Annotated in this window: 25 protein-coding genes and 1 tRNA gene; 10 read left to right on the top strand and 16 right to left on the bottom strand. The window is 70.5% G+C overall.

Going from position 1 to position 24,697, the window contains the following annotated elements:
- Window positions 1–9: 9 nt before the first annotated feature.
- Both MKD51_RS12320 and lysA read right to left on the bottom strand, forming a co-directional pair.
- Window positions 10–1,335: a homoserine dehydrogenase gene (locus MKD51_RS12320; RefSeq protein ID WP_240240594.1), complete on the bottom strand. Its 1,326-nt coding sequence runs from the start codon at window positions 1,333–1,335 to the stop codon at window positions 10–12.
- A complete protein-coding gene (gene lysA, locus MKD51_RS12325) occupies window positions 1,332–2,771 on the bottom strand; it encodes a diaminopimelate decarboxylase (RefSeq protein ID WP_240240595.1) in 1,440 nt (479 codons plus the stop codon). The genes MKD51_RS12320 and lysA overlap by 4 nt, the downstream gene beginning before the upstream one ends.
- A gap of 173 nt (window positions 2,772–2,944) precedes the next feature.
- On the opposite strand from lysA, the gene MKD51_RS12330 reads away from it, so the two are divergent.
- Window positions 2,945–3,628 (top strand): DNA-3-methyladenine glycosylase, encoded by a 684-nt coding sequence (locus MKD51_RS12330; protein ID WP_240240596.1) that lies wholly within the window; start codon window positions 2,945–2,947, stop codon window positions 3,626–3,628.
- Between the two features lie 31 nt (window positions 3,629–3,659).
- On the opposite strand, the gene argS is transcribed toward MKD51_RS12330, so the two are convergent.
- Complete coding sequence (argS, locus tag MKD51_RS12335) at window positions 3,660–5,318, bottom strand: arginine--tRNA ligase (RefSeq protein ID WP_240240597.1); 1,659 nt, start codon at window positions 5,316–5,318, stop codon at window positions 3,660–3,662.
- Between the two features lie 61 nt (window positions 5,319–5,379).
- Between argS and MKD51_RS12340 the strand changes: the two genes are divergently transcribed.
- On the top strand, window positions 5,380–5,982 hold the full coding sequence (locus MKD51_RS12340) for a hypothetical protein (protein ID WP_240240598.1): 603 nt from the start codon (window positions 5,380–5,382) through the stop codon (window positions 5,980–5,982).
- Between the two features lie 112 nt (window positions 5,983–6,094).
- Here MKD51_RS12340 and MKD51_RS12345 read toward each other — a convergent pair whose 3' ends face one another.
- From MKD51_RS12345 to MKD51_RS12385, 9 genes are all read right to left on the bottom strand, one after another.
- Window positions 6,095–6,886, bottom strand: coding sequence for a transglutaminase family protein (locus tag MKD51_RS12345; RefSeq protein ID WP_240240599.1), 792 nt, complete (start codon window positions 6,884–6,886; stop codon window positions 6,095–6,097).
- 55 nt (window positions 6,887–6,941) lie between these two features.
- Window positions 6,942–7,829 (bottom strand): type II secretion system F family protein, encoded by an 888-nt coding sequence (locus MKD51_RS12350; protein ID WP_240240600.1) that lies wholly within the window; start codon window positions 7,827–7,829, stop codon window positions 6,942–6,944.
- A gap of 2 nt (window positions 7,830–7,831) precedes the next feature.
- Window positions 7,832–8,761, bottom strand: coding sequence for a type II secretion system F family protein (locus tag MKD51_RS12355; protein ID WP_240240601.1), 930 nt, complete (start codon window positions 8,759–8,761; stop codon window positions 7,832–7,834).
- Window positions 8,758–10,197: a CpaF family protein gene (locus MKD51_RS12360; RefSeq protein WP_240240602.1), complete on the bottom strand. Its 1,440-nt coding sequence runs from the start codon at window positions 10,195–10,197 to the stop codon at window positions 8,758–8,760. Before MKD51_RS12360 ends, MKD51_RS12355 begins: the two co-directional genes overlap by 4 nt.
- Window positions 10,194–11,381: an AAA family ATPase gene (locus MKD51_RS12365; protein WP_240240603.1), complete on the bottom strand. Its 1,188-nt coding sequence runs from the start codon at window positions 11,379–11,381 to the stop codon at window positions 10,194–10,196. Before MKD51_RS12365 ends, MKD51_RS12360 begins: the two co-directional genes overlap by 4 nt.
- The gene (locus MKD51_RS12370; RefSeq protein ID WP_240240604.1) at window positions 11,378–12,085 is read right to left on the bottom strand and encodes an RcpC/CpaB family pilus assembly protein; all 708 of its coding nucleotides are present in this window, start codon (window positions 12,083–12,085) and stop codon (window positions 11,378–11,380) included. The genes MKD51_RS12365 and MKD51_RS12370 overlap by 4 nt, the downstream gene beginning before the upstream one ends.
- Before the next feature lie 2 nt (window positions 12,086–12,087).
- The gene (locus tag MKD51_RS12375) at window positions 12,088–13,086 is read right to left on the bottom strand and encodes a TadE/TadG family type IV pilus assembly protein (RefSeq protein ID WP_240240605.1); all 999 of its coding nucleotides are present in this window, start codon (window positions 13,084–13,086) and stop codon (window positions 12,088–12,090) included.
- On the bottom strand, window positions 13,074–13,472 hold the full coding sequence (locus MKD51_RS12380) for a TadE/TadG family type IV pilus assembly protein (RefSeq protein WP_240240606.1): 399 nt from the start codon (window positions 13,470–13,472) through the stop codon (window positions 13,074–13,076). The genes MKD51_RS12375 and MKD51_RS12380 overlap by 13 nt, the downstream gene beginning before the upstream one ends.
- 77 nt (window positions 13,473–13,549) lie before the next feature.
- Entirely contained in the window at window positions 13,550–13,789 is a 240-nt protein-coding gene (locus tag MKD51_RS12385; protein ID WP_240240607.1) for a Flp family type IVb pilin, read from the bottom strand.
- A 385-nt stretch (window positions 13,790–14,174) separates the two neighbouring features.
- Here MKD51_RS12385 and MKD51_RS12390 point away from each other — a divergent pair, with 385 nt between their 5' ends.
- The 6 genes from MKD51_RS12390 to MKD51_RS12415 all read left to right on the top strand — a co-directional run bounded on the left by MKD51_RS12390 (window position 14,175) and on the right by MKD51_RS12415 (window position 17,109).
- Window positions 14,175–14,810: a TetR family transcriptional regulator gene (locus MKD51_RS12390; protein WP_240240608.1), complete on the top strand. Its 636-nt coding sequence runs from the start codon at window positions 14,175–14,177 to the stop codon at window positions 14,808–14,810.
- 30 nt (window positions 14,811–14,840) lie between these two features.
- Window positions 14,841–15,479, top strand: a complete 639-nt coding sequence (locus MKD51_RS12395) for a prepilin peptidase (RefSeq protein ID WP_240240609.1) — start codon at window positions 14,841–14,843, stop codon at window positions 15,477–15,479.
- A gap of 41 nt (window positions 15,480–15,520) precedes the next feature.
- Window positions 15,521–15,596: transfer RNA gene (locus MKD51_RS12400), tRNA-Arg, on the top strand.
- Between the two features lie 186 nt (window positions 15,597–15,782).
- Complete coding sequence (locus MKD51_RS12405; protein ID WP_240240610.1) at window positions 15,783–16,376, top strand: TetR/AcrR family transcriptional regulator; 594 nt, start codon at window positions 15,783–15,785, stop codon at window positions 16,374–16,376.
- 41 nt (window positions 16,377–16,417) lie between these two features.
- The gene (locus MKD51_RS12410; RefSeq protein ID WP_240240611.1) at window positions 16,418–16,729 is read left to right on the top strand and encodes a metal-sensitive transcriptional regulator; all 312 of its coding nucleotides are present in this window, start codon (window positions 16,418–16,420) and stop codon (window positions 16,727–16,729) included.
- 47 nt (window positions 16,730–16,776) lie between these two features.
- Window positions 16,777–17,109 carry a cation transporter gene (locus tag MKD51_RS12415; protein ID WP_240240612.1) on the top strand — a complete coding sequence of 111 codons (333 nt, stop codon included), beginning with the start codon at window positions 16,777–16,779 and terminating at the stop codon, window positions 17,107–17,109.
- Between the two features lie 54 nt (window positions 17,110–17,163).
- Here the strand turns inward: MKD51_RS12415 and MKD51_RS12420 are convergent, their stop codons facing one another.
- The 3 genes from MKD51_RS12420 to MKD51_RS12430 form a co-directional block, all read right to left on the bottom strand.
- The gene (locus tag MKD51_RS12420; RefSeq protein ID WP_240240613.1) at window positions 17,164–18,450 is read right to left on the bottom strand and encodes an acyltransferase; all 1,287 of its coding nucleotides are present in this window, start codon (window positions 18,448–18,450) and stop codon (window positions 17,164–17,166) included.
- A gap of 28 nt (window positions 18,451–18,478) precedes the next feature.
- Window positions 18,479–19,111 (bottom strand): arsenate reductase ArsC, encoded by a 633-nt coding sequence (locus MKD51_RS12425; RefSeq protein ID WP_240240614.1) that lies wholly within the window; start codon window positions 19,109–19,111, stop codon window positions 18,479–18,481.
- A 113-nt stretch (window positions 19,112–19,224) separates the two neighbouring features.
- Window positions 19,225–20,658, bottom strand: a complete 1,434-nt coding sequence (locus MKD51_RS12430; protein WP_240240615.1) for an XRE family transcriptional regulator — start codon at window positions 20,656–20,658, stop codon at window positions 19,225–19,227.
- A gap of 170 nt (window positions 20,659–20,828) precedes the next feature.
- Between MKD51_RS12430 and MKD51_RS12435 the strand changes: the two genes are divergently transcribed.
- On the top strand, window positions 20,829–22,700 hold the full coding sequence (locus MKD51_RS12435) for a phosphoenolpyruvate carboxykinase (GTP) (RefSeq protein WP_240240616.1): 1,872 nt from the start codon (window positions 20,829–20,831) through the stop codon (window positions 22,698–22,700).
- 78 nt (window positions 22,701–22,778) lie between these two features.
- On the opposite strand, the gene MKD51_RS12440 is transcribed toward MKD51_RS12435, so the two are convergent.
- Complete coding sequence (locus MKD51_RS12440; protein ID WP_240240617.1) at window positions 22,779–23,423, bottom strand: hypothetical protein; 645 nt, start codon at window positions 23,421–23,423, stop codon at window positions 22,779–22,781.
- A 480-nt stretch (window positions 23,424–23,903) separates the two neighbouring features.
- On the opposite strand from MKD51_RS12440, the gene MKD51_RS12445 reads away from it, so the two are divergent.
- A complete protein-coding gene (locus tag MKD51_RS12445; RefSeq protein WP_240240618.1) occupies window positions 23,904–24,695 on the top strand; it encodes an FMN-binding negative transcriptional regulator in 792 nt (263 codons plus the stop codon).
- Window positions 24,696–24,697 lie beyond the last annotated feature (2 nt).

The raw sequence follows: 24,697 nt of genomic DNA on the forward strand, positions 1-24,697 counted from the left end.
CTTGTCCTCCTAGTCGATGAGACGGATCACGCTGTCGATCCGCTCCACGTCGTCCTGCTCCTCGAGCGCGGCGAGCACGCCCGCGATGCGCCCCTCGGTCGTCTCATGCGTGCCGAGCACGAGGCTGGCGGCGGTGCCGCTGGCATCCTGGCGCACCGACTCCACCGACACGCCGTGCAGGGCCACGAGGCCCGCGATGACCGAGAGCACGCCCGGCTTGTCGGCGACGGTGAGCGCGATCTCGTGCCGCGCGAGCACGTCGCTGAACGGCGCCAGCCCGAGGTTCGCGTGCGACGAGGCCGCCATGCCGGGGCCGCCCGCCACGTGCCTGCGAGCGATCGAGACGAGGTCGCCGAGCACCGCAGATGCGGTCTCGGGGCCACCGGCGCCGGCACCGTAGAACATCAGGTCGCCCGCAGCCTCGGCGGTCACGAAGATGGCGTTCATCGCCTCGTGCACGGCGGCGAGCGGATGGGTGCCCGGCAGCGAGACAGGATGCACGCGTGCGGAGACGCGGTCGCCGGCACCGCCGTCGGCACCGTCGCCGGCGGGCATCCGCTCGCAGATCGCGACGAGCTTGAGCACCCGGCCGCTGCGCTCCGCCTGCGCGACCATGGCATCCGTCACACCCGTGATGCCCTCGCGGTGCACCTCGGTCATCGGCACCTCGGTGTGGAAGGCGAGCGATGCCAGGATCGTCGCCTTGCTCGCGGCGTCGAAGCCCTCGATGTCGGCGGTGGGGTCGGCCTCTGCGTAGCCGAGCTCGGTGGCGGTCGCGAGGGCGTCCTCGAGCGACGCGCCCTGGGTGTGCATGCGGTCGAGGATGAAGTTCGTGGTGCCGTTGACGATGCCCATGACGCGCGTGACGCGGTCGCCGGCGAGCGACTGCTCGAGCGGCCGGATGATCGGGATGGCCCCGCCCACCGCCGCCTCGTAGGCGACCTGCGCGCCGACCGTCTCGGCAGCCTGGAAGAGCTCCGGCCCGTGCGCGGCGACGAGCGCCTTGTTGGCGGTGACGACATCGGCGCCCGCGGCGAGCGCGTCGAGCAGCAGGGTGCGAGCCGGCTCGATGCCACCCAGCAGCTCGACCACGATGTCGGCGCCGGCGACGAGCGTGTCGAGGTCGGTGGTCAGCAGCTCGCGCGGCAGCTCGACATCGCGCTGCGCGTCGAGGTCGCGCACGCCGATGCCGACCAGCTCGAGCGGCGCGCCCACGCGAGCGGCGAGCTCTTCGTGCTGCTCGAGCAGCAGGCGCGCGACCTGCGAGCCGACGCTGCCGGCGCCCAGCAGCGCGATGCGCAGCGAGCGGTAGGAGTCCGTGGGGTAGGAGTTCATGCGGATGCGGCTCCGTAGCTGTCGTCGTCGGGGTGCGCGGCGTCGATGCCGGCGTCGGCGCTCGCGGCCAGGCCGGCGTCGAGGCCGGCGTCGCGTGCGAGGAGGTCGTCGATGGATTCGCGGCGCACGAGCGGGCGCACGGCGCCATCGCGCACGGCGAGCACCGGCGGTCGTGGCGCCGCGTTGTAGTTGGAGGCGAGCGAGTGGCAGTAGGCGCCGGTCGCGGCGACGGCGAGCAGGTCGCCGGGCTGGACGTCGGCGGGCAGCCACTCGGCGTCGACCACGATGTCGCCCGACTCGCAGTGGCGGCCGGCGACGCGCGCGAGCGTGGGTTCGGCGGCGGATGCGCGGCTCGCGATGCGCGCGGCGTACTGCGCGCCGTACAGCGCGGGCCGGGCGTTGTCGCCCATGCCGCCGTCGACGGAGACGTAGGTGCGGGTGCCCTGCTCGAGCGCGACAGGCTTGACGGTGCCGACCGTGTAGACGGTGACGCCCGCGGGCCCGACGATCCAGCGGCCCGGTTCGATCGCGATCCTGGGGACCGCGATGCCGAGCTCGTCTGCGGCCGCGAGCACCGCATCCGCGAGCCTGCCCGCGATGGTCTCGATCGGCTCGGGGCTGTCAGCGGCGGTGTAGGCGATGCCGAAGCCACCGCCGAGGTTGAGCTCTGGCAGCGCCTCGCTGCCGCCGAGCGAGGCGTGCAGGGCGAGCATGCGCCTGGCCGACTCGGAGAATCCCTCGGCGTCGAAGATCTGCGAGCCGATGTGCGTGTGCAGACCCACCAGGTCGAGGCTGGGCAGCTCGCGGATGCGCGCGACGAGCGCAGGCGCGTCGGCGACGGGGATGCCGAACTTCTGATCCTCGTGGCTGGTGGCGAGGAACTCGTGGGTCGAGGCGTGCACGCCCACGGAGATGCGCAGGCGCACGCGCTGCACGCGGTCGGCGCGGGCGGCAGCGGCGGCGATGCGCTCGGCCTCGACAGGCGAGTCGATGACGAAGGTGCCGACGCCCGCGACGACGCCCGCCTCGATCTCGGCCTCGCTCTTGTTATTGCCGTGGAAGCCGATCGCCGCCGGATCGACGCCCGCGCGCAGCGCGACGGCGAGCTCGCCGCCGGTGCAGACGTCGATGCGCAGCCCTTCCTCGCGCATCCAGCGAGCGACGTCGGCGGTCAGCAGCGCCTTGCCGGCGTAGTAGACATCGACGGCGGCGAACGCGGCTTCGAAGGCGGTGCGGATGCGCCTGGCGCGCTCGCGCACGACCGTCTCGTCGACGAGCAGGAAGGGGGTGCCGTGCTGTGCGGCGATCTCGGTGAGCGATGCTCCGCCGATGTGCAGGGCACCCTCGACGCGCTCGGCACCGGCGGGCCAGACGCCCTCGACGAGCGCGTTCGCGTCGCGCACGTCGAGCAGCTGGGGGGCGAGCGGATGCGGCACGGAACTCCGTCCGGGTGTCGGTTCTCTGCCCGCGGCGGATCGCTCCGGGTGCAGGCGGTGTCGGCGCTTGTGGCGCTGCCCTCCATCCTACGGAATCCGCATGCGCCGCCCGCCCCGCGCAGACGCCCGCGGACACATTCCGCGCCGGACGCGCGCGACGGTAGCGTGCGATGGTGCCCACCTTCGACCCCGCCTGGTTCGAGCGCGACCCCCTCGAGCTGGCTCCGCTGCTGCTCGGTGGTGTGCTGACACGAGCGGATGCATCGGGCGCGGTCGCGCTGCGCCTCACCGAGGTGGAGGCCTACCGCGGCAACGACGACCCGGGCGCGCACTCCTTCCGGGGCAAGACGGCGCGCAACGCGACCATGTTCGGGCCGGGTGGGCACGTCTACTGCTACTTCACCTACGGCATGCACCACGCGGTGAACATCGTGGCGGGGCCCGAGGGATCCGGATGGGGTGTGCTGATCCGGGCGGGCGAGGTCGTCGACGGGCACGCGCTGGCGCTCGAGCGCCGCTCGACGCGGCGGGCCGCTCCCCCGACCGGCGAGCTCGCGCGCGGCCCCGGCAACGTGGCGCAGTCGCTCGGTGCCACCCTCGCCGACGACGGCGCCGCCTTCGCTTGCTCCGTTGGTCGAGGAGGGCGCGCCGACGGCGCACCCGTCTCGAGACCCGTCTGGTCCTTCGAACCCTCGCCAGAGCGCGCCGCGCACCACACCGGCCCCCGCGTCGGCGTCAGCGGCCCTGGTGGCGACGCATCCGCCTACCCCTGGCGCTTCTGGATCCCCGGCGAGCCGAGCGTCTCGGCATACCGGCCAGCGACGCCGCGCAAGCGCACGGCGCCGCCAACCCCGTAGCTCGAGGAGGCCGCGGGTCGCGCGTCGATCGCTACATGCGCTCCGGCGCGCTGACGCCCACCGTCCTGAGCGCCGTGCGCAGCACCTGGCCCGCGGCGTCGTTCAGCCACAGGCGCGTGCGGTGCACGGCCGTGATCGGCTCGTCGCCGATCGGCGTGACGCGGCAGGCGTCGTACCAGCGGTGGTAGAGACCGGCCAGCTCCTCCGCGAAGCGCGCGACGCGGTGCGGCTCGCGCAGCTCGGCCGCCTGTGCGAGCACGCGCGGGAAGTCGGCGAGGGCACCCAGCAGCGCCGACTCGCTCGGGTGCTCGAGCAACGACGGGTCGAACTCGCTGCGCTCGATGCCGGCAGCTGCGGCGTTGCGGCCGACGGCCGACATGCGGGCGTGCGCGTACTGCACGTAGTAGACCGGATTGTCGTTCGTGCGCTGGGTCAGCAGCGCCAGGTCGATGTCGAGCGGCGAGTCTGCACTCGAGCGCACCAGGGCGTAGCGCGCGGCGTCGACACCCACCGCATCCACCAGGTCCTCCATCGTCACGACGGTGCCGGCGCGCTTCGACATGCGCACGGGATGGCCGTCGCGCATCAGGTTGACCAGCTGGCCGATGAGGATGTCGAGGTTCTCGTGGGGCGTGTCACCGAACGCGGCGCACATAGCCATCATGCGGCCGACGTAGCCGTGGTGGTCGGCGCCGAGCATGATGATGTTCTGCTCGAAGCCGCGCTCGCGCTTGTTCTGGTAGTAGCCGAGGTCGCCCGAGAAGTAGGCGGGCTTGCCGTTGGAGCGCACGACGACGCGATCCTTGTCGTCGCCGAAGGAGGTCGTGCGCAGCCAGAGCGCGCCGTCCTCCTCGAAGATGTGGCCGCGCTCGCGCAGCGTCTCGATCGCGCGCTCGACGGAGCCGTCGGACTGCACCTGCTGCTCGTGGAAGAACACGTCGAAGTCGACGCCGAAGTCGTGCAGATCCTGCTTGATCTCCTCGAACATCAGCGCGACACCGCGAGCGCGGAAGGCCTCCTGCAGGTCGGCGTCGCCCAGGTCGAGCAGGTCGCCGTCGTAGGCGTCGTCGACCTTGCGGGCGATCTCGGCGATGTAGGCGCCGCCGTAGCCGTCCTCCGGCGTGGGGTCGCCGCGGAAGGCCGCGACGAGGCTGCGCGCGAAGCGGTCGATCTGGCCGCCGTGGTCGTTGAAGTAGTACTCGCGGGTGACGAGCCCGCCCTGACGCTCGAGCACGCGGCCCAGGCTGTCGCCCACCGCGGCCCATCGGGTGCCGCCCATGTGGATGGGTCCGGTCGGGTTGGCCGAGACGAACTCGAGGTTGATGCGGATGCCCGCGAGGGCCTCGCCTTCGCCGTACGCGTCACCGGCATCGACGATCGTGCGAGCGAGCTCGCCCGCGGCACCGGCGGCCAGCGTCAGGTTGATGAAGCCGGGGCCCGCCACCTCGGCGCTCGCGATGCCGTCGACCTCGAGCAGCGTCGCGGCGACCTCCTCGGCCAGCTCACGCGGATTCGCGCCTGCCTTCTTGGCGAAGCGCATCGCAGCGTTCGTCGACCAGTCGCCGTGGTCGCGATTGCGCGGGCGCTCGAGCACGATGTCGCTCTCGGCCACCTCGACCTCTGCGCTTCGCCGCGCGACCGCCGAGCGGACGGCGACGAGCACTGCGGCAGAGAGATCGGAGGGCTGCATCCCTCGATTCTAGTCCGCGCGGCTGCCCCGGATCGTCGGCCGTGCGACGTACGCTGGCCCCATGTCGAGCCCACTGCGCATCCGCCGTCGTCGCATCCACCGGCTGTGGCCCGTCACGATCGTGGCCGCGGTGACGGCGCTCGCGCTCACGGGCTGCGAGCCCGGCGTGCTCGCACCGACGGAGTCGCCGGAGCCCTCGACCTCGCCGAGCACGACCTCGGAGGCGACGCAGACCCCCGAGCCGACCGAGGACCCGGGCACGACCGAGACCCCGGATCCGAGCAGCTCGGCCGAGCCGACGACGCCGCCGGTCGCAGGCGAGCTGCCGTGCAGCGACGTGTTCACGGCAGACCAGCTCTACGAGTTCAACCCCAACTTCGCGCCGACGGGCGAGCCGGGCGAGTTGCCCGGCGCGATCGCCGACATCGCGGATGCGGGCGGCACGGTCTGCGCCTACCAGCACGTGACGGGCTCTGACCGTCTGGTGGTCGCCGTGCTGCAGGACGCTGGCGGGTTCTCGGGCGCCGGCTTCGAGACCGTCGGCGACGAGGGTGTCTCGACGGTGCCGGCGGGCGGCGCGGTCGTCGCCGCGGCGTCGATCTACTTCGCGAGCGCGCAGGACGCGCAGCCGGTCACCGACGAGGTCGTCGCGAACCTCGGCTGACCCGCCCTTCGCTGGTCGAGGAGCGCGCGGCCTCCGGCCGCTCGCGTCACGAGACCACCTGCTGGCTGAGCCGCTCCGCGCGCGCAGCGCGCTGAGCGCGTCGAAGCCCGACCTACAGGATCCGGTACCGCATCCTCGGCTCGTCCGTGGCGCCCGCGATCAGCGAGTCATCCCCCGCCTCCACCGTGAGCCGCGTGAGCCGCACGGGGTTGCCGGCCGTCGTCGCCCACGCCGTCTCGAGCGCATCCGCGCCGGTGGCGATGCGGATGAGGCTGCCGCGCGGCGCGAGCCCGGTCGGGTCGACGACCCACCAGTCGCCATCGATGTGCACCTCGGCGACCGCGTGGAAGTCGGGCGGCACGAGTCCGGGCGCGTAGACGCCGACGTAGCGGGCGGGGATGCCGGCTGCGCGGGCGAGCGCGATCATGACGTGGGCGTAATCGCGGCACATGCCGCCGCCCTTCTCCAGCGTCATGACGGCGGTGTCGTCGATCGCAGACAGCGCGGGCGAGTAGCTGAAGCCGCGCGCGATCCAGTTGCGCATCGCGCCGACCGCCTCGAAGCCGGTCGCGCGGCCGAATCGCTCGTCGACGAAGCCGCGCAGCGCGCTCGCCTCTATGTAGCGGGAGTCTGCGAGGTAGCGCTCGACGTCAGAGTCGTCGACCGGCCGTTGCAGGCTCGTGAGGGTCGATCGGATGTCGACGTCGAGCGTGCCCGCCGGGGCCGTGAAGACGACCTGCCGGGTGTCGTGCGCCGCCGGAAGGATGCTCCACTCGACCGGCGAGCCGTCGACCGAGATCGAGATGCGGTCATCGGATGCGTAGGCCGCGGCCGGGAGCGCGAGCAGCACGAACTCGGTGTCGCCCACGAGCGACATGGAGAAGGCTGCACGGGCGGTTCGCATCGTGCTCGATCATCCCACAGGGCGCCCTCGACCGATCCGAAACAGCCCCGACCGGCTAGAGACTGCCGAAGGTCTCCATCATCTGCAGCACGGCCGGCGTCATGACGACGATGAAGAGCACCGGCAGGATGCAGAGCATGAGCGGCATGAGCACCTTCACAGGCACCTGCTGCGCCTTCTCCTCTGCCCGCTGGCGACGCTTGAGCCTCATCTCGTCGGCCTGACTGCGGAGGACGTCACTGACGGAGATGCCATAGGCGTCAGCCTGGAGGATGGCGCGCACGAAGCGACGCAGGTCGACGACCTGGTTGCGGTCGGCCAGATCAGTGAAGGCCTCGCGCCGCGAGCGCCCCATCCGCATGTCCTGCAGGGTGCGCGTCAGCTCCTCTGAGAGCGCACCGGTGCCGTTCGCTGCGGCGCGCGACATCGCACCGTCGAAGCCCAGGCCCGCCTCGACCGCGATCATCATCTGGTCGAGCGTGTCGGCGAGCTGCCTCTGGATGCGCTGGTCACGCTCCTGCCCACGACTGACGAGGAGCAGCTCTGGCAGGAAGTAGATCACGATCGCCGCGATCCCGATGAGCAGGGTCAGGATGGGCGGCGCCTGCACGGCCGCGAGCAGGCACAGCAGCGCGATGCCGACCGGGAGCCAGACGAGCTTGAGCGTCAGCAGACGCTCGACCGGCCACTGCGCGGGTCGCCCGGCGCGGGCGTGCTGGCGAGTCAGCAGGCTGATGAGCGGCGCAGGGGTCAGGCGCTGCGCGAGCGATCCCAGGGTGGATCGGGACGCCTCTGGAGCGTCGACCACCACCGCACGCTCGCCGCGGTGGAGGTTCGCGACCATGCGCGACCGTTCAGGCTTGATCAGGCTCGCGACGGTCAGGACGATGGCGCCAGCAGCGAGCGCGACGAGGAGGACGACCAGCAGGAGGGAATCGGGCATGGTCAGAACTCGACCTCGACAGTCTTCTTCATCCAGATCCCGCCCACGACCATGAGCACGACGGCGAACCCGATGATGATCGGGCCGATCGGCTCCTCGATGAACGGCAGCAGATAGCTCGGGTTCGTCAAAGTGATGAATCCGGCGACGACGATCGGAAGCAGCATCAGGATGACGCCCGAGAGACGGCCCTCCGCGCTGAGCGCTGCGACCTGACGGCGAACCTGTCCACGCTCGCGGATCGTCCTGGCAACGCCGTCGAGCACGTCGGCGAGGCTGCCGCCGACCTCGCGGTTGATCGCGATCGCCTGCGTCGCCCACCGGAAGTCCTCGCTCTGCATGCGATCCGCGGCTTCCTCGAGCGCGTCGATCACTGGACGGCCGACGCGCGTCTCGTTCACGATGCGGGTGAGCTCGGATGCGCTCGGCTCCTCCGACTCCCGGGCAGTCGATGCAAGCGCCTGCATCATGCTCTGCCCAGCCCGGAGGCTCGAGGCCATGAGCTGCAGGCTGTCGTCGAGCTGGCTGGCGAACTGCTTCCGGCGCTTTGCTGCTCGAGAGCGCACGATCACGGCAGCGAGCAGGACGGCGCTCGCGCCTGCCGGCACGGCGAGGAGTCCTCTGCCGAGCAGCACCCCGAGCGCGATCGCGACGATCGCGGCGATCGCGACCAGCACGGCGAAGTCCTGGGGTCGCATGCGGATGCCAGCCAGGTCGAGGCTGACGGCGAGCTGTGACGAGCGGCGCCGAATGAGCCTCCCCATCAGACCGCTGGCAGCCTCTGCAGCTCCCGCCAATGCCCCCTCGCCGTCGACCTGCGCGGGTCGCCGACGCTCTCTAGGCAGACGCTCACGGCCGGGCGCGACCGTGACGACGACAACGCCGACGAGTCCAACCGCCACAGCACCGGCACCGAGCAGCGCGAAGCTCATCGACTCGCTCCCACGTCGAAGAGTCCTGCGGGAATGGCGATGCCGTGGTCCTGGAACCGCTCGGCGAACCGAGGCCGCACGCCGGTCGCGACGGGTGCCCCGAGGAAGCGCCCGGAGGCGTCGACGCCGGCGCCGTAATCGAAGAGGAACACATCCTGCATCGTCACCGTCTGCCCCTCCATGCCCTGCACCTCCGTGACAGCGGTGATGCGGCGGGTGCCGTCGCGGAGGCGCGTGAGCTGCACGATGACGTCGACGGCTGAAGCGATCTGCTCTCGGATGGCTCGCAGCGGCAGATCCATGCCCGCCATGAGCACAAGAGTCTCGAGTCGGGCGATCGCGTCGCGCGGCGAGTTGGCGTGCACCGTCGAGAGCGACCCGTCGTGGCCGGTGTTCATCGCCTGGAGCATGTCGAGCGTCTCGCCGCCGCGGACCTCGCCGACGACGATGCGGTCGGGTCGCATGCGGAGTGAGTTGCGCACGAGATCACGAATGGTGATCTCGCCCTTGCCTTCCGTGTTCGGTGGGCGCGATTCCAGCCGCACGAGGTGATCCTGCTGCAGCTGCAGCTCGACCGCGTCCTCGATCGTGATGATCCGCTCCTGCGAAGGGATGAAGGAGGAGAGCACGTTCAGCAGCGTCGTCTTGCCGGTACCCGTGCCGCCAGAGACGATGATGTTGAGCTTCGCCTCCACGCATGCCCGTAGCAGCTCGGCCATCTGTGGGGTCAGCGTGCCGAAGCGGATGAGGTCAGGAACCTTGAAGGGATCCTTCGAGAACTTGCGGATCGTGAGGGTCGAACCCGAGAACGCCAGCGGTGGGATGACCGCGTTGACACGCGAGCCGTCCTCCAAACGTGCGTCGACCATCGGCGACGACTCATCGATGCGGCGACCGACTCGCGAGACGATGCGCTCGATGACCCGCCGCAGCTGATCCTCCGAGGTGAACCGAACTCCCGCGCGCCCGAGCTTGCCGCCTTGCTCGATGTACACGGTGTCAGGGCCGTTGACCATGATCTCGGTGACCGTAGGGTCGTCGATGAGGCGCTGCAGCGGGCCGAGCCCGAGCACGTCGTCGCGCACCTCGTTGATGAGCCGCTGGCGCTCATCGAGCGTCAGCGGCGCCTGCTCCTCTTCGACGACGGCGTTGAGCTCCTCGCGCACGAGCGCGTACAGCTGCTCCTCGCTCATGGTCGGATCGTTGAGCCGGGTGCCGATGCGCGAGAAGAGAGCGTTGGCGGCTCGCTCCTTGACACGCAGCAGCGCATCGACCTCCGGAGCAGCTTCCGCGAGAGGTGCAGCGCGCTCCACGAGCTCACGCTCTGCCACTGGCGGCTTCGCCGTCTGCACCGGCAGGGCGCGTCGTCGGGGCGCTTCCTCGGTCTTGACCTCGTCCCCGCGTGCGACGTGCAGGCGCTCCGCAAGGCTGCTCATGCTGCAGCCCGGTGCCGGCCGTTGCCTCGCTTCGCCGCGGCGTCGGCGTAGTACGCGAGCAGCTTGCCGACCTGCTTGGAGACTGGATCGCGCGGCTTGTGCTGCAGCAGCGGCACACCCATGTTGAGCGACGCCGAGACCGCGCGCGAGTGCGGAATCGTCAGGTCGACCTTGGAGCGGATCGTTGCTTCGACATCCTGCGTGCTCAACCCGCTCTTCGGGTCGGCGAAGTTGAGCACGACCTGCCGCGCATTCGTCAGCATGCCCAGCTCTCGCAGCGTCGCCATCTCCTTGGCGAGCCCACGCGCACCGGCGACATCGAACGTCGAGAGCAGCAGCGGGTCGGTCGTGTGGTCGAGCACGGCGAGGGTGCGTGCGCCGAGCCCCGCGGCAGTGTCGACGACGACGTAGCGGAACTGCGTCGAGAGCGTCGACAGCAGCGCGCTGACCTGATCGCCACTGATCGCGTCTGCGGAGGCGGGAGACTCCGGTGCGCAGATGACGGACAAACCCGAGGGGTGCAGGGTCAGATGCGTCTTGAGCGCGATCGGGTCATGCAGCGACGCGCCGTGCACGACGTCATCGAGCGTGTACTCGGGGCTGATCCCGAGTGCCGTGGCGACGTCGCCGAACTGCACGTCGAGGTCGACCAGCACGACGGAGCCCGGCGTCGCCGTCGCGAGCCCGACCGCCAGGTTGGTTGCGAGCGTCGTCTTGCCAGCTCCGCCCTTCGGCGAGAGCACGCTGAGCACACGTCCGGGCGCCTGCAGGATCGGCATCGCGGTCACGGGGTCGACAGGCTGGGCACGATGCACCGCGAGGCTCTGCGCGACACGGCCGAGCGCGACGCGCAGCTCTTCTACGCCGGTGCCGGCATCGATGACGTCGCGCACGCCGGCACGCATCGCGTCGAGCGAGAGGGTGTCGGCATCGCCGATGAGCACGATGGCCGTGCCCGGCACCTCGCGGTCGAATCGCGCCGCGAGCGCCAGCGCATCCTCAGGAGAACGCGTCGCGTCCAGCACGAGGATGTCAGGGAGCGACTGCTCCTGCAGCTGCGCGAGCAGGTGAGCCGGGTCCGCCGGCAGCGGGTGCGCGGGCACCGCGATGCAGGTGCCTCCGGACGCCTCGTGGACGCGCTGATGCAATGCCGTGGAATCCGTGGCGAGCAGCACGTTGCTCATCCGAAGATCACCTCCCCGTCGACGATGCGAGTGCCCTGCTCAGAGACGTCGGCGTTCTCGAGCGAGAGATAGATGCGGTCGTACTCCGCCGCGAAGACGAGACGCTCGGCGTCCGGCGCAGACAGCGCGACGGTCACGAGGATGGAGGAGGCGGCCGCCTGCTCGACCTCGTTGCCATTCTCGTCGATGGTGACCTCCGGGCCCCCTGCGACGGCGAGCACGAGCACCTTGTGGAGCATCAGGTGTGTCGCCTCCGTGCTGCCACGCGACACGAAGATACCGATCGTGTCGCCCGCCTCCAACTCACCGCCGAGCACACGGCGCGGCTCGAGCTCGATCGTGAGCTGGTGCATGCCCGGGGGAACCTCGACTGCCTCGGCGACGGCCTGCGGTGCCTCGAATCGGGCGGCCAGCAGCTGCTCGCCGGGCTGCAGGTCAGCGCTCGCTTCGAGGCCGGAGAGCTGTGCGATGTCGGTGACGCCACCAGGCACCACCGCTGCGGCGGGGATCTCCTGCACGACCAGCGATGCGCCGATGGCATCGCCGGGGGTCCCTGCGGGGATGGTCTCTGCGACGACGAGCACCTGAGTCGGAGTCATCTGCGCCATCGCCCGCGCGTCGGCGCCCGAGGCGTAGAGAAACGTGAGCGTGCCGCCACCGACGGCGAGCAGCACGGCGATCACGCCGATGATGATGCGACGCATGGTCAGCGCTCCTCAGGGAGTCGGAGCTCGACGACGGATGCGCCCATCTGAGGTCCCGTCGGGCTGTGGTCGAAGTCGGAGGCCGTGTCGGCGTACCGCAGGAAGGTGCCGCGCAGGCAGCGCTCGCTCCCATCGCAGGGGCGTTCGGGCGTGACGTACTGGCCGGCGAAGTAGTACGCCTCGAGCCGGAAGGCGATGTAGCCGAAGATGCGGTACTCGGCGTTGTTGCCGTTTCCTGTGGCGACGTCGAACACGGGCAGCAGGATCGTCTGACCGACCCACTTGCTGAAGTCGGTCGGCGAGCAGCCGTTGGGGGGTGCATTGCCCGGGTCGGAGGGTGCCCACGAGTCGATGTCGGTCACGGTGTCACCGCAGCCCTCGGTCGGCTCGAGCCAGCCGAAGCCACCCGGCACGACGTTGCCGCTCGGACCGGTGCACCCTGAATCTGCCTTCTTCGAGGCGAGCACGGTGCGCGTCACTCCTGCCTCTGGAATCTGGATGCCGACGATGGCACCGGCGTCGTTCCGGATCGGGGGGAGACCAGCCTGCACCGCCAGCTCGCACCACGAGAACGCGAACGGCATCACGGCGCTGCCACCGGTCGGGAAGCCCCATGAGGCAGCGGAAGCGGCCGAGATGGCGGCATCGTCGACACCGAGCACGGGCGCAAACCAGTACTCCCGATCGGAGCTGTTCTGAACCTCGACCCATCCGGCGTCGAGGTCGGCGTTCGCTGTCGGCGCACCACCGAGCGGCTCGTTGGACTCAGCAAGCTCCTGGGCGACCGCGTCGGCGGTCGCGTCGGTGCACGGCGTCACTGAGCACTGCTGCGCCACCGCGAGTGCCGCCGCGTCAGCGCCGTGCTGCAGGCGCTGCCGGTCGGCATGCGCCGCGGAGATGTCGATCGCGAGCGCGGCAGCGATGAGCAGCGGCACCATCAAGATGGCGACCCAGACTGCGACCGCACCGCGGTCGCGCGTCGCGCGCTTCATCCGTTGCATCGCATGCTTCCTGTACCGGTGAGGGTGATGGGGCCGAAGACGCCGAGAAGGCTGAAGTCTTCGAGCTCGATGGTGACGTGCGCGAGGCGATCGCTCGCCAGGGGCACGGGGGTGGCGCAGGCGCTGAGGTCGACACCGATCTGCTCGTCCGACAGCGTCACTGCGCTGGAGGCGGAGGCCCTGGCGACCGCACGCGCCTCTGCGGGCGCTTGACTGCCGCTCGTCAGTGCCGCGACACGGACGGCGTCACGGGCGGCGTTGTCGAGCACCGTCTGCACGTGGAAGGCATACCCGAAGGCGAGGATGCCGAAGGTCAGGAGGAGCAGGAGCGGCAGTACGAGCGCGAACTCGACCGTCGCGGCTCCTCGTTCATGGCGATGGCGCATGCTGCTCCCGAGATCGACCACGGTCCGAGTGCCGGGCGTCGGAACGCGCACAGCGCCCGACGCCCGGCAGGGATCGACTACGGCGTGGTGCCGGTGTTGACGCCGTTCTCGACGTCCACCGTGCCCGCGCCGATCTGATCGCCAGCAGCGCCGAAGAGGTCGCCGAGGATCGGAGCGAGGAGGACGACGGCAGCGACGACCGCAACGGCCATCAGGCCCACGAGGAGGCCGTACTCGACTGCGGTCGCGCCGCGGTCGTTCTTCTTGTCGAAACGGTCGGACACGAAAGCGCTGACAGCGCTCAGCATTGCGAACATGGAAGGTTCCTTACGTGACAGGCCCGGGGCTGGGGAGTCCGGTGCTGTTCGGGAAGCCGCTCCGTGTGGAACGACCGCCATGATGCTTGCACGCTGGTTGCGCGCAGCGCAAGAATCCTCTTCCTAAAGATTAGCTTAAGATCGGCGTTGCACGAACCGCAACCTTCCGGTTCCCGCAAGAGCGCTTGACTGAAACGCCGTTACGGTAGAAACTTGCTGCACGGAGTCGCGCAGCCGCCGACCCCAAACCAGGACGCGCCGCGACAGCGGGGCCCCGCTTCGAAGTCCGGACGTCACCATGCAGCACACGCCACGCCTCTCTGAAGCGCAGGCCACAGCATCCGCATGGCCGACTCTCGGCCTCGCACCAATACAGTGAGCCACCATGCCTGACTCCCCCCCTGCCCCCGACGAGCAGCCGCAGCCCGGCCTGCGCGAGCGCAAGAAGGCGTTGACCCGCCGCACCATCGCCGACGCGGCCTTCTCGCTCTCCTCTGAGCACGGGCTCGAGAGCGTCACGATCGATCAGATCGCGGAGCGCGCATTCGTGTCGCCGCGCACGGTCTCGAACTACTTCTCCTCCAAGGAGGAGGCGGTCGTCGCCGCACACAACAACGAGCCTGTCGAGCTGCTGGCCGGCCTCGCCGAGCGTCCCGCCGACGAGCCGCCGCTGCAATCGCTGCGGGCAGTGCTGACCGGCGCGATCCGCAGCTGGTCGAAGGAGCAGATGGCCGCGCTCAAGGCCAAGGACGAGCTGATCGAGCGGCACCCAGCACTCCTGCCGCATCGGATGGCGCAGTTCGACGCGCTCGAGGACGCCATCCGCGTCGTCGTCGCGGAGCGCAGCGACACCGACCCTGAGACCGAGGCGTTCCCGCGACTCATCGCCGGAGCCGCCACTGCGGCCGTCAGGACCGCGATCCGCGTGTGGGACAACGTCGGCGGCGATGCGAACGCGATCGCCGACCTCGTCGACCAAGCGTTCGTCGATCTTGAGGCGGGACTGAGCCCCGAGGCGTGAGCGAGCATCCGCTGACGTAGCATCAGCGCGATGCCACCCCTCGTGATCGCGACTGCCGCCGCCGTGTGCGCCGCGGCCGCCTGGGCGTTGACGCCGTGGGCGCGCACCCTCGCCGACAGCAGCTCGAAGTGGCTGCGCCGATGGGTGCCCGTCGTGCTGGGTGCCTGCGCAGGCGCCGGTGCCGGTGCCGTCGCCGATCACTGGGCATCACTCGTGGCGCTCTGCGCGCTCGCCGTGGGCTGCGCCCTGCTGATCGCGGTCGACCTCGCGGTGTTCAGGCTGCCCGACGCGATCGTCTGGCCGACCACGGGAGCGGTGCTCGCGATGCTGCTGGTCGCTGCAGTCGTGACCGGCGAGTGGGTCAGGTTCGGCACCGCGCTGCTGGCGATGCTGGTCGTCGGCGTCGGCTACTTCGCGCTCGCCTGGATAGCACCCAGCAGCCTCGGGCTCGGCGACGTGAAGCTCTCGCTCGTGCTCGGACTGGCACTCGGATGGTTCGGGTGGCAGGCCGTCTTCTTCGGCATCCTCGGCGGCTTCATCGCCCTCGCGGTCGTCGCCCTCGTGCTGATGGCGCTGCGACGCACGTCCCTGAGGGCAGACCTGGCCTTCGGACCGTGGATGATCGTCGGCGCAGCGGCCGGGCTGACCGTTGCAGCGGTCAGCGGGTAGCCGGCGCGGTGATAGATTGGGCGGCGCTGTCACACAGCCCGGCCCCCATAGCTCAGGGGATAGAGCGTCTGCCTCCGGAGCAGAAGGCCGTAGGTTCGAATCCTACTGGGGGCACCACAGGCCTGTCGGATCTGCGACGGCCACCACGGCGGTCGGTCCAGCGCCGAGGCACGACTGCGCCGCTGCAGGTCGCACGGCGCAAACCTCTGATATAACGGTGTTTGGCTATTCGCGCATGTTGCAGGACTCGCGGGTTGTTCGCGATTGCCGAGCGCGCTCCCGAAACGGCGTACGCTTACTCGCATGGGACGACCCCGACTCCACGATGAGCACTTGCGCCAGCGGCTGCTCGAGGCTGCTACCGACCTGATGGCGGTAGACGGCCCCGACTTCTCGCTGCGCCCGCTCGTCGCGTCCGTCGGTACGTCCACCTCCGCCGTCTACTCGCTCTTCGGCTCTCGCGGTGAGCTGCTCGAGGCGATCACACTGCGCGCTGCGCGCTCGTTCGTCGATGCCCAGCAGGCAGCGCAGTCGCCCGACCCGGTGCAGCACATCCTCGGTCTCGCGCATGCCATCCGCGGCTGGGCCGTCGAGCACTCCCCCATGTTCCAGGTCGTCTTCGGTCGCACGAACGACTCCCCCGCGATCGCCGAGGCGCGCGAGAGCACCACCGAGCCGCTGCAGCGAGCGGTGAGCCAGGCGATCGACGCCGGCGTGCTCCACGGCGACCCCGAGACCACCATGCGCACGATCTTTGCCGGCGTGCACGGCTTCATCTCGCTCGAGCTGCTCGGCCACTATCCGGCCAACGAGGCCGACGCGCTGTTCAACGCGATGCTTGCCGCCGTCTGGCGCAGCTGGGCGACGCCGGAGCATCTCGGCGCCGTCGCCGCCTGACGCTTGTCCCTGATACCCCTCGGGGGTATGATCGAATCATCATGAGCGTCGAGACGATCACCGCAGCACCCCAGCACGGCTACACGGCCGACAAGGAGGCGCTGCTGAAGCGCCTGCGCCGCGCCGAGGGACAGGTGCGCGGCGTCGCCCGCATGGTCGACGAGGACGCCTACTGCATCGACATCCTCACGCAGGTCTCCGCCGCCACCAAGGCGCTCGAGACCGTGGCGCTGCAGCTGCTCGAGGATCACCTCGCGCACTGCGTCGCTGAGGCGGCCGAACAGGGCGGCCCGGTCGCCCAGCAGAAGCTCGCAGAGGCCAGCGCAGCCATCGCGCGCCTCGTGCGCTCCTGACCGCACGCACTCCCCCGAACACGCGAACCCCGACCGGAAGGCACTCCTTGCTGCAGAACATCGAGATCACCACGACCCCCACCGCCATCGACGAGCAGGCGGGCGGCTGCTGCGGCGGCGGCGCGTGCTCGACCTCGGCGGCCCCCAGCGCGACCGAGGCCGGCATCTCGCAGTCGTTCGAGGTCGAGGGCATGACTTGCGGCCACTGCGTGTCGTCAGTCACCGAGGAGATCGCTGGCCTCGCTGGCGTCGACGCCGTCGACGTGCAGCTGGTCGCGGGCGGTCGCTCGAGCGTCACCGTGGCATCCGACGCCCCGCTGCGCCTCGACGACGTGCGCGCCGCGGTCTCGGAGGCCGGCTACACGCTCGTGGAGGGCTGAGGCAGGAATCGTCTGGAGCGCCGGTCCCCGAGCGGGGCCGGCGCTCTGCTGCGTTCAGGGCGCGACGAGGCTTGCGCGTCGCCCGCGGATCATCCAGATCGCGAGCGTCGTGCCGACGACGCCGAGCAGCGCGAGCGGCGCGTCGAGGCCGAACACCATGATGAGGAACGGCGCGACTGCGAACAGCACCACTGCGGCGGACGTGACGCCCATGCCCGGATGCACGGGGTCGACCAGGTGCGCGGGGCTCCGCTCGTAGCGCACCAGCCACAGCGAGAGCAGCCACACCACGAGCAGGACGAGCAGGAACACCGGGATGCGCGTCAGCCACCAGGCGGCGGCTCCCGGCTCGGGCAGCGGGATCGGCAGCAGCAGCTGCACCCCCACCAGGATCATGATCACCGGCAGGTGCCACAGGTAGATGGTCATGAGGCGGCTGCCGGCGAACCAGACGACCCCGCGAGCCGCCTTCGTGCGCATGAGGGCGCTGAGCGGGCGGTGCAGCAGCGTCAGCAGTCCGGCCTGCACGACGCCGAGCACGAGCATCGGCAGGGTCGGCGGGTACTGGTTCGACAGCATGCTCCACGAGTAGCCCGCGAGCGGCACGACGGTGTACAGCGAGACGAAGCCGACCACGACGATCAGCCCGAGCGTCCAGGGCGAACGCGCCCTGAACCATCCGTCGTGCATCCAGAAGCCCACCTGCTGCACTGCCACCCAGACGAGCACGACGTTGGGCAGGCCGAGCAGCTCGACGCCCGAGAGCAGCCTGGTGGCGTCGACGGCGATCACCGCGACCGCGAGGGCGAGCATCGTCTCGGTCGGGGCGAGGCGATGCAGCCGGATCATCGGCGGAGCAAGCGCCTGCACCAGCACGTAGGCGGCCAGGAACCACAGCGGCGAGCCGATGCCGATCGCGACCGTGTCGACGAGCACGGGGTCGGCGCCGACCGCCCACGCAGCAGCGAGCGCGACGGCGAGGAAGACGAACAGCGGCAGCGCGGGGCGAGCGAGCCGCGCCAGCCGGGTGCGCACGAACGCGTTGGCGTCGCCACCTCGCCGCTCGAGACTCTGCCAGCCCGCCATCGCTGCGAAGCCGCCGACCACGAAGAACAGCGGCATGATGTCGCCGATCCAGGTCGCGCCGGCGAACCAGGGCTGCGCCTCGACGGTGCGCTCGATCACGAGCGAGCCGTCTGCCGCGCGGCCGACCCCCACGAACAGCAGGTGGATGACGACGACGAGCAGCACGCACGCGACGCGCGCCAGGTCGAGCGTCAGATCCCGCGAGGCGAGCCGCTGCTCGAGGGCACCCGCGGCGGCGTCCGGCCTCCCGCTCACCGGCGTCCGCCGGCCCACACGCAACGGCTCAAGCTTCGAGCGCGTCGAGGAACTCCTGCACCCGCTTGCGCACGCGGTCACGGATGCGTCGCACCTCGTCGGTGCCGAGACCGGCCGGGTCTTCGAAGTCCCACGCCTCGACGGTCTGGCCCTCGACGGTCTCGAACGGGTGCTCGATGAGCATCGTCACGACCACGTCAGCCGCACGGGCGACATCGTCGGTGACGGGCTTCGGGTAGCTCTCTGCCAGCGGGACGCCGTCCTCCGCCATCACATCGGTCACCGTGCGCAGCACCTGGTCTGCGGGGCTGAGCGCCGCCGAGAGCGCCTCGACGCGGCCGTCGCCGAGCGCGTTGAGGTAGGCGGCGGCCATCTGCGAGATGCCGTCGTTGCGGATGGACTCGACGAGGACGCGCACGGGACCGCCCTCCTCGCGGTGGTCGCCGAGCTCGAGCGCCTGCAGGCGATCGGCCGCGAACTTCAGCGCCAGCGTCGGCAGGTGCGTCTTGATGCGCGCACCGCGGGCGAGCGTCGCGTGCGACTCGAACACGATGCGCTCCACGAGCCTCGCGTCGAGGCCCGGATGCAGCTCTGCGAGGTGCGCGGCACCTCGGCGCAGAGCCTCCTCAGGAGAGTTCAGTCCTTGCGCGGTCTCGGTCATGCCGGCTCCCTCGGTCGACGTGGCGAGATCAGGGTACGACCGCGACGACCGCCTGCCAAGACCCGCCCGCAACCGAGATCTCGACTGACGCATCCACTCGCCGAGCACCATCGCTACAGCACCGGGGCGTGCCGCTCGAGGAACTCGTAGAGCTCCGCGTCGTCGACGCCGGGGAAGGTGCCGCTCGGCAGCGGCGCGAGCGTGTGCTGGTGCATGCGCGCGGAGGCCCACGACTTCTTGCGCCAGCGGCTCGCGAGCGCTCCGTCGGGCCGGGCGCAGCAGCGCTCGTCCGGACAGGTGGAGACCTGGCGGAACGCCGTCTGCGAGCCTCGGAAGTACTTTGCCTCGTCGAAGGGCACGCCGAACGAGATCGAGAACTCGCCGTCGGCGCCCGAGCCGATCTGCGTCGAGCACCAGTAGGTGCCCGCGGGCGTGTCGGTGTACTGGTAGAACTCGGTCGTCCGGGACGTGCGCTCGAAGGCGCTGCGGGCGGCGAACTTGCGGCAGACGAGCTGTCCCTCGGCGTGACCGGATGCGTCGACCGGGATGGGCAGGCCGTCGTTCTCGTAGACGCGCGAGAGCGCGCCATCCTCCTGCACGCGCAGGAAGTGCACACGCAGGTCGAGGTCGCGCGTCGCCAGGTTGGTGAATCGCATGGCGGCGGTCTCGTGCGTGACGCCGAACGCGTCGCGGAAGTCCTCGACCGCCAGGTTGCGCTCCTTCTTCGCCCTTCGCAGGTAGTCGATGGCGCGCGAGCGCGGCATGAGCGTCGCGGCGGCGAAGTAGTTGATCTCGAGGCGCTGTTGCAGGAACTGGCGGTAGTCGCGCGGCTCACTGTGGTCGAGCAGCCGGTGCGCGATCGCCTGCAGCGCCATGGAGCGCAGGCCGTGGCCACCGGGGATGGACGCGGGCGGCAGGTAGATGCGGCCGGTCTCGAGGTCGGTGACCGAACGGGTCGAGTGCGGCAGATCGGTCACGAACACCAGCTCGAAGCCGAGCCGCGCGGCGATCTCGCTGACGGTGCGGTGCGTGAGGCTGCCGCCTTCGTAGCCCACGGCCCGCAGCTGCTCCTCGGCAAGCTCATCGAGCGCCGGCAGCGCGTTGCTCTGCTCGCGCATCGCGTGCCGCAGCGCCGTCGCGTCGCGGCGCGCCTGCTCGGGTGTCGCGATCGCCTCGCGGGCGCGGCGGTCGAGCTCGCGGTGCATGCCCACGAGTGCTCCCAGCAGCTCGTCGCTCATCGCACGGGTCGGCCGCACGCTCGGCAGGCCGAGGCGCCGGTAGCTCGTGCCCTCCTGCAGCCGGTGCAGATCGAGCTCCATGCGGCTGCGCTCGGTGGGCGGCTCAGGGTCGAGCAGCTGCGAGGTCGAGACGCCCAGCACGTCGGCGATCGCCTGCAGGTGACTGAGCTTCGGCTCGCGATGGCCGTTCTCGATCAGCGACAGCTGGCTGCCCGCCAGCCCGATCTGCTCGCCCAGCGCATCGAGCGTCAACTCGGACGCGGAGCGGAAATGACGGATGCGGTGCCCAAGGACTGCTGCGTCGACCATAGAGACAGTGTACGAAAGTTCTATCGATTCTTCGCCATGTTCGTCCGCAACGGTGTGACGGTGTCGCTTTGGTGCGCCCGGAGCGCGCAAGTTTCGTCGAAGTGAAGGATGCGCGGAATCTTCCGTCGGATCGCCGCCGCCGAGCGGGTGCGCGGGGTGAGACTCGAGACATGACGATCCTCCCTCCCGCGCCGACCCGCTCATCCGCCAAGCCTGTGAAGGCCGCATCGGTCAGCGCCCCCGACGGCGCCGACCCGGGCGTCGTCTCGTGGGTGGCGTCGATCGCCGAGCTCACGGAGCCCAAGCACATCGTCTGGGCCGACGGCACGGAGGATGAGTTCCAGCGCCTCGTCGACATCATGCTCGAGGCCGGCACGATCGTGCCCGTGCCCGCGAGGCCCGGCAGCTACCTCGCCCGCTCTCACCCGGACGACGTTGCCCGCATGGAGAGCCGCACGTTCATCTGCGCCGAGGATGCCGATGACGCCGGCCCCACCAACAACTGGCGCGACCCGGCCTCGATGCGGCAGGTGCTCGGCGGCCTCTTCGACGGCGCGATGCGCGGCCGCACGATGTACGTCATCCCGTTCTCCATGGGTCCCGTCGGCGGCCCCATCTCGAAGCTCGGCATCGAGATCACCGACTCCCCCTACGTCGTGGCGTCGATGCACGCCATGACGCGCGTCGGCACCGCGGCGCTCGAGGCGATGCACGGCACGACCGACTGGGTGCCCGCCGTGCACTCGATCGGCGCGCCGCTCGCCGAGGGCGAGCAGGATGTGGCCTGGCCGTGCAACTCGACCCGCTACATCTCGCACTTCCCCGAGACGCGCGAGATCTGGTCGTTCGGCTCCGCCTACGGCGGCAACGCGCTGCTCGCCAAGAAGTGCTTCGCGCTCCGCATCGCATCCGTGCAGGCCCGTGACGAGGGCTGGCTCGCCGAGCACATGCTGCTGCTGCGCATGCGCCACGAAGACGGCCGCATGATGCACCTCGCCGGCGCCTTCCCCTCCGCCTGCGGCAAGACCAACCTGGCGATGCTGCAGCCGACCATCCCCGGCTGGACGGTCGAGACGCTCGGCGACGACATCGTGTGGATGCGGCCCGGCCCGGACGGCCGCCTGTGGGCGATCAATCCCGAGAACGGCTTCTTCGGCGTCGCGCCCGGCACGAGCGAGCAGACCAACGCCACCGCGATGGCGATGCTGCAGCACGACACGATCTTCACGAACGTCGCGCTCACCGACGACGGCGACGTCTGGTGGGAAGGCATGACGAAGGAAGCGCCAGAGGGCCTGACCGACTGGCAGGGCCGCCCGTACGACCCGGCCAACGGTCCGGCAGCGCACCCGAACGCGCGCTTCACGGTGCGCGCCGAGCAGGCGCCCTCGATCGCGCCCGACTGGGATGCGCCCGCCGGCGTGCCGCTCGACGCCATCATCTTCGGCGGCCGCCGCCCCACGCAGGTGCCGCTCGTGATGCAGGCGCGCGACTGGGAGCACGGGGTCTACATCGGCTCGACGGTCTCGAGCCAGCAGACCGCCGCTGCGGAGGGCACCGTCGGCGACATCCGCCGCGACCCGTTCGCCATGCTGCCTTTCTGCGGCTACAACATGGGCGACTACTTCTCGCACTGGATCGACATGGGCCACCGCCTCGGCCGCCACGCGCCGAAGATCTTCTCGGTCAACTGGTTCCGCCGCGATGACGAGGGCGGCTTCCTGTGGCCGGGCTTCGGCGAGAACGCCCGCGTGCTCGAGTGGATCGCCGGCCGGGTCAGCGGCGATGCCACGGGCGTCGACACCGCGATCGGCGTGATGCCGGCGGCGGGCGCGCTCAATCTCGACGGGCTCAACCTCGACGACGACGTGGTCGAGGAGCTCTTCCGGGTCGACCCGCGTGCGTGGCTCACGGAGCTCGTCGACATCGAGGCGTTCTTCGGCCAGTTCGGCCGCTCGCTGCCGACGGGGCTCGTGCGCCAGCTGAACCACGTGCGGTGGCGCCTCGAGCACGTGCAGCAGACAGAGGCCGTCTCCGTCTGACCCTGCTCCCTCCCCCCCCCCCCTCCCCCAGCGCAGCGTTGCAGCGAGTGGCGACGGATCCGACCGATCCGGTGCCACTCACTGCAACTCTTTGCGCTCGGCGTCGCGTCGCGCGAGGGCGTCGCGCACGCGCTGCACGAAGTGGGCGCCGCGGCGTGCCATGTGGTCGCGCGTGACACGCACGCTGATCCAGCCGTCGGCTTCGAATCGCGCGTAGCGCTCTATGTCGACGTGCCACTGCTTCTCGTCGCGATGACCGTCGCCTTCGTACTCGATCGCGATCTTCAGTTTCGGGTAGCCGAGATCGGGGCTCGAGGTGATGCCGTCGATCACGATCGTCGGATGCACGACTGGCTCGGGCAGTCCGGCCTCCACGATGAGCAGCCGCGTGATCGTCTCGAAGCGAGAATCCACACCCACCCGCGCATCCGCCGCCGCTGTCCGGAGGACCGGAGCTCCCGCGAGGCCACGGCACCGCGCGATGAAGGCAGCGAGCTGCTCGGGCGTCGCAAACGGCTGCCGCGGCTCTCTCGGCAGTCGCAGCCCCGGATACCAGCGCGAGGGAGTGAGCAGGGCATCCACGATCTGCACCATCGCCTCATGCGGGAGCTCGCGGGCGAGGGTCAGCGCCGCCGACAAGGGCTCGAGCACGCGCAGCCCATCGACCTCGGTGACAGAGAGCCGCTCGCGGTCGTATGCGATGTGGCGGGTTCCAGCTGTCATCCCCCGCGTCGCGCCTCTCGGGCGTGCGATCACCAGCGGCTCATCTCGTGACCAGGCCTGCGCGATCGGCATGCCCCAATGCCGCGCTGCCGTCAGACCGCCGAAGGAGTGGTCAGGCGCCATGAGCGGCTCGTACGCCCGCATCAGTGCGCCCGCGTCACCGATCGGTCGGGATCGCACGCGCCGAAACGGCATCTCGAGGTCACTGCCGCGCAGGCGACCCCTTCCGATCCCGGCGCGCATCGCATCGCGCACCAGGAATGCCTCAGCATCGAACGGCGCTGGCAGCTCGTGCGAAGTCCCCATTCCCGGAGGATGCCTCGACGCGACGCCGCCGCGAATCCACTTGCCCTCCCCCTGTGGAGAGCCGCCACCGCCCCGCGCTGGAGTTGCAGCGAGTGGCGCAGACGGAGTGGATCTGCGAGCCAGTGCCTGCAACTCTGCGGAGAGCGAGGGAGAGGGGTGAGGGAGGATGGAGGCATGCAGCCCAACCCGCTCTACAAGATCGGCGTGCCGGAGGTGCGCGAGCTCCTCGGCCGCGCGCCCTGGATGCTCCTGGTCTCGCATCCCGCATCCGGGCCCGTCGCATCCCCGTCACCCGTGCTCTTCGCGCCCGACGACGGCGGCGACGACGCCGAGCCGATCGTGCTCGAGACGCACCTGGGCCGCGCCGACGCGCGCCAGCACGGACTGCTGCAGCCGCGCGAGGACGGCGAGCCGCACCGGATGCTCGTGGTCGCGCAGGGCGAGCACGGCTACGTCTCCCCCAGCTGGTACGTCGGCGGCGATGCCGGCCAGATCCCGACCTGGAACTTCGAGATGGCGACGCTCACGTGCGACGTCGAGGTGCTCGACGCGCAGCGGAACCTCGAGACGCTGCAGCGACTCGTCGCCCACTTCGAGCAGGCCTACGCGGCCGACGGCGGCGTGCGGCTCGACGTCGACGACGACGGCAATCGCGGCATGGCGATGGGCACGATCGGCATCCGGCTGACGGTGCGGTCGTTCGACGCGAAGTCCAAGATGAGCCAGAACAAGTCGCCGCAGTCGCGGGCCGCCGTGCTCGCGCACCTGGATGCATCCAACCCGCGTCTCGCCGACCGCATGCGCACGCGTACGGCCGAACCCAGCACCGACACCGCGTCCGCGAGCGCCGCCGAACTCAACGGCGACACCGCGCCCACACGCGCCGCCGCGGCCTCCAACGACGCACCTTCCACGCGCGCCGCCGACCCCTCGACCGACGCCGCGCCCACGCGCGACGCCGACTGACC

Source organism: Agrococcus sp. ARC_14 (genome assembly GCF_022436485.1).
Classification (GTDB): Bacteria; Actinomycetota; Actinomycetes; order Actinomycetales; family Microbacteriaceae; genus Agrococcus.

What these genes read in the sequence shown, in the direction of transcription:
- MKD51_RS12320 (WP_240240594.1), bottom strand. Translation starts at nt 1,335, where the DNA reads ATGAACTCCTACCCCACGGACTCCTACCGCTCGCTGCGCATCGCGCTG.
- argS (WP_240240597.1), bottom strand. Translation starts at nt 5,318, where the DNA reads ATGCAGCCCTCCGATCTCTCTGCCGCAGTGCTCGTCGCCGTCCGCTCG.
- MKD51_RS12340 (WP_240240598.1), top strand. Translation starts at nt 5,380, where the DNA reads ATGTCGAGCCCACTGCGCATCCGCCGTCGTCGCATCCACCGGCTGTGG.
- MKD51_RS12345 (WP_240240599.1), bottom strand. Translation starts at nt 6,886, where the DNA reads ATGCGAACCGCCCGTGCAGCCTTCTCCATGTCGCTCGTGGGCGACACC.
- MKD51_RS12350 (WP_240240600.1), bottom strand. Translation starts at nt 7,829, where the DNA reads ATGCCCGATTCCCTCCTGCTGGTCGTCCTCCTCGTCGCGCTCGCTGCT.
- MKD51_RS12355 (WP_240240601.1), bottom strand. Translation starts at nt 8,761, where the DNA reads ATGAGCTTCGCGCTGCTCGGTGCCGGTGCTGTGGCGGTTGGACTCGTC.
- MKD51_RS12360 (WP_240240602.1), bottom strand. Translation starts at nt 10,197, where the DNA reads ATGAGCAGCCTTGCGGAGCGCCTGCACGTCGCACGCGGGGACGAGGTC.
- MKD51_RS12365 (WP_240240603.1), bottom strand. Translation starts at nt 11,381, where the DNA reads ATGAGCAACGTGCTGCTCGCCACGGATTCCACGGCATTGCATCAGCGC.
- MKD51_RS12370 (WP_240240604.1), bottom strand. Translation starts at nt 12,085, where the DNA reads ATGCGTCGCATCATCATCGGCGTGATCGCCGTGCTGCTCGCCGTCGGT.
- MKD51_RS12375 (WP_240240605.1), bottom strand. Translation starts at nt 13,086, where the DNA reads ATGCAACGGATGAAGCGCGCGACGCGCGACCGCGGTGCGGTCGCAGTC.
- MKD51_RS12380 (WP_240240606.1), bottom strand. Translation starts at nt 13,472, where the DNA reads ATGCGCCATCGCCATGAACGAGGAGCCGCGACGGTCGAGTTCGCGCTC.
- MKD51_RS12385 (WP_240240607.1), bottom strand. Translation starts at nt 13,789, where the DNA reads ATGTTCGCAATGCTGAGCGCTGTCAGCGCTTTCGTGTCCGACCGTTTC.
- MKD51_RS12390 (WP_240240608.1), top strand. Translation starts at nt 14,175, where the DNA reads ATGCCTGACTCCCCCCCTGCCCCCGACGAGCAGCCGCAGCCCGGCCTG.
- MKD51_RS12395 (WP_240240609.1), top strand. Translation starts at nt 14,841, where the DNA reads ATGCCACCCCTCGTGATCGCGACTGCCGCCGCCGTGTGCGCCGCGGCC.
- MKD51_RS12405 (WP_240240610.1), top strand. Translation starts at nt 15,783, where the DNA reads ATGGGACGACCCCGACTCCACGATGAGCACTTGCGCCAGCGGCTGCTC.
- MKD51_RS12410 (WP_240240611.1), top strand. Translation starts at nt 16,418, where the DNA reads ATGAGCGTCGAGACGATCACCGCAGCACCCCAGCACGGCTACACGGCC.
- MKD51_RS12425 (WP_240240614.1), bottom strand. Translation starts at nt 19,111, where the DNA reads ATGACCGAGACCGCGCAAGGACTGAACTCTCCTGAGGAGGCTCTGCGC.
- MKD51_RS12430 (WP_240240615.1), bottom strand. Translation starts at nt 20,658, where the DNA reads ATGGTCGACGCAGCAGTCCTTGGGCACCGCATCCGTCATTTCCGCTCC.
- MKD51_RS12435 (WP_240240616.1), top strand. Translation starts at nt 20,829, where the DNA reads ATGACGATCCTCCCTCCCGCGCCGACCCGCTCATCCGCCAAGCCTGTG.
- MKD51_RS12440 (WP_240240617.1), bottom strand. Translation starts at nt 23,423, where the DNA reads ATGACAGCTGGAACCCGCCACATCGCATACGACCGCGAGCGGCTCTCT.
- MKD51_RS12445 (WP_240240618.1), top strand. Translation starts at nt 23,904, where the DNA reads ATGCAGCCCAACCCGCTCTACAAGATCGGCGTGCCGGAGGTGCGCGAG.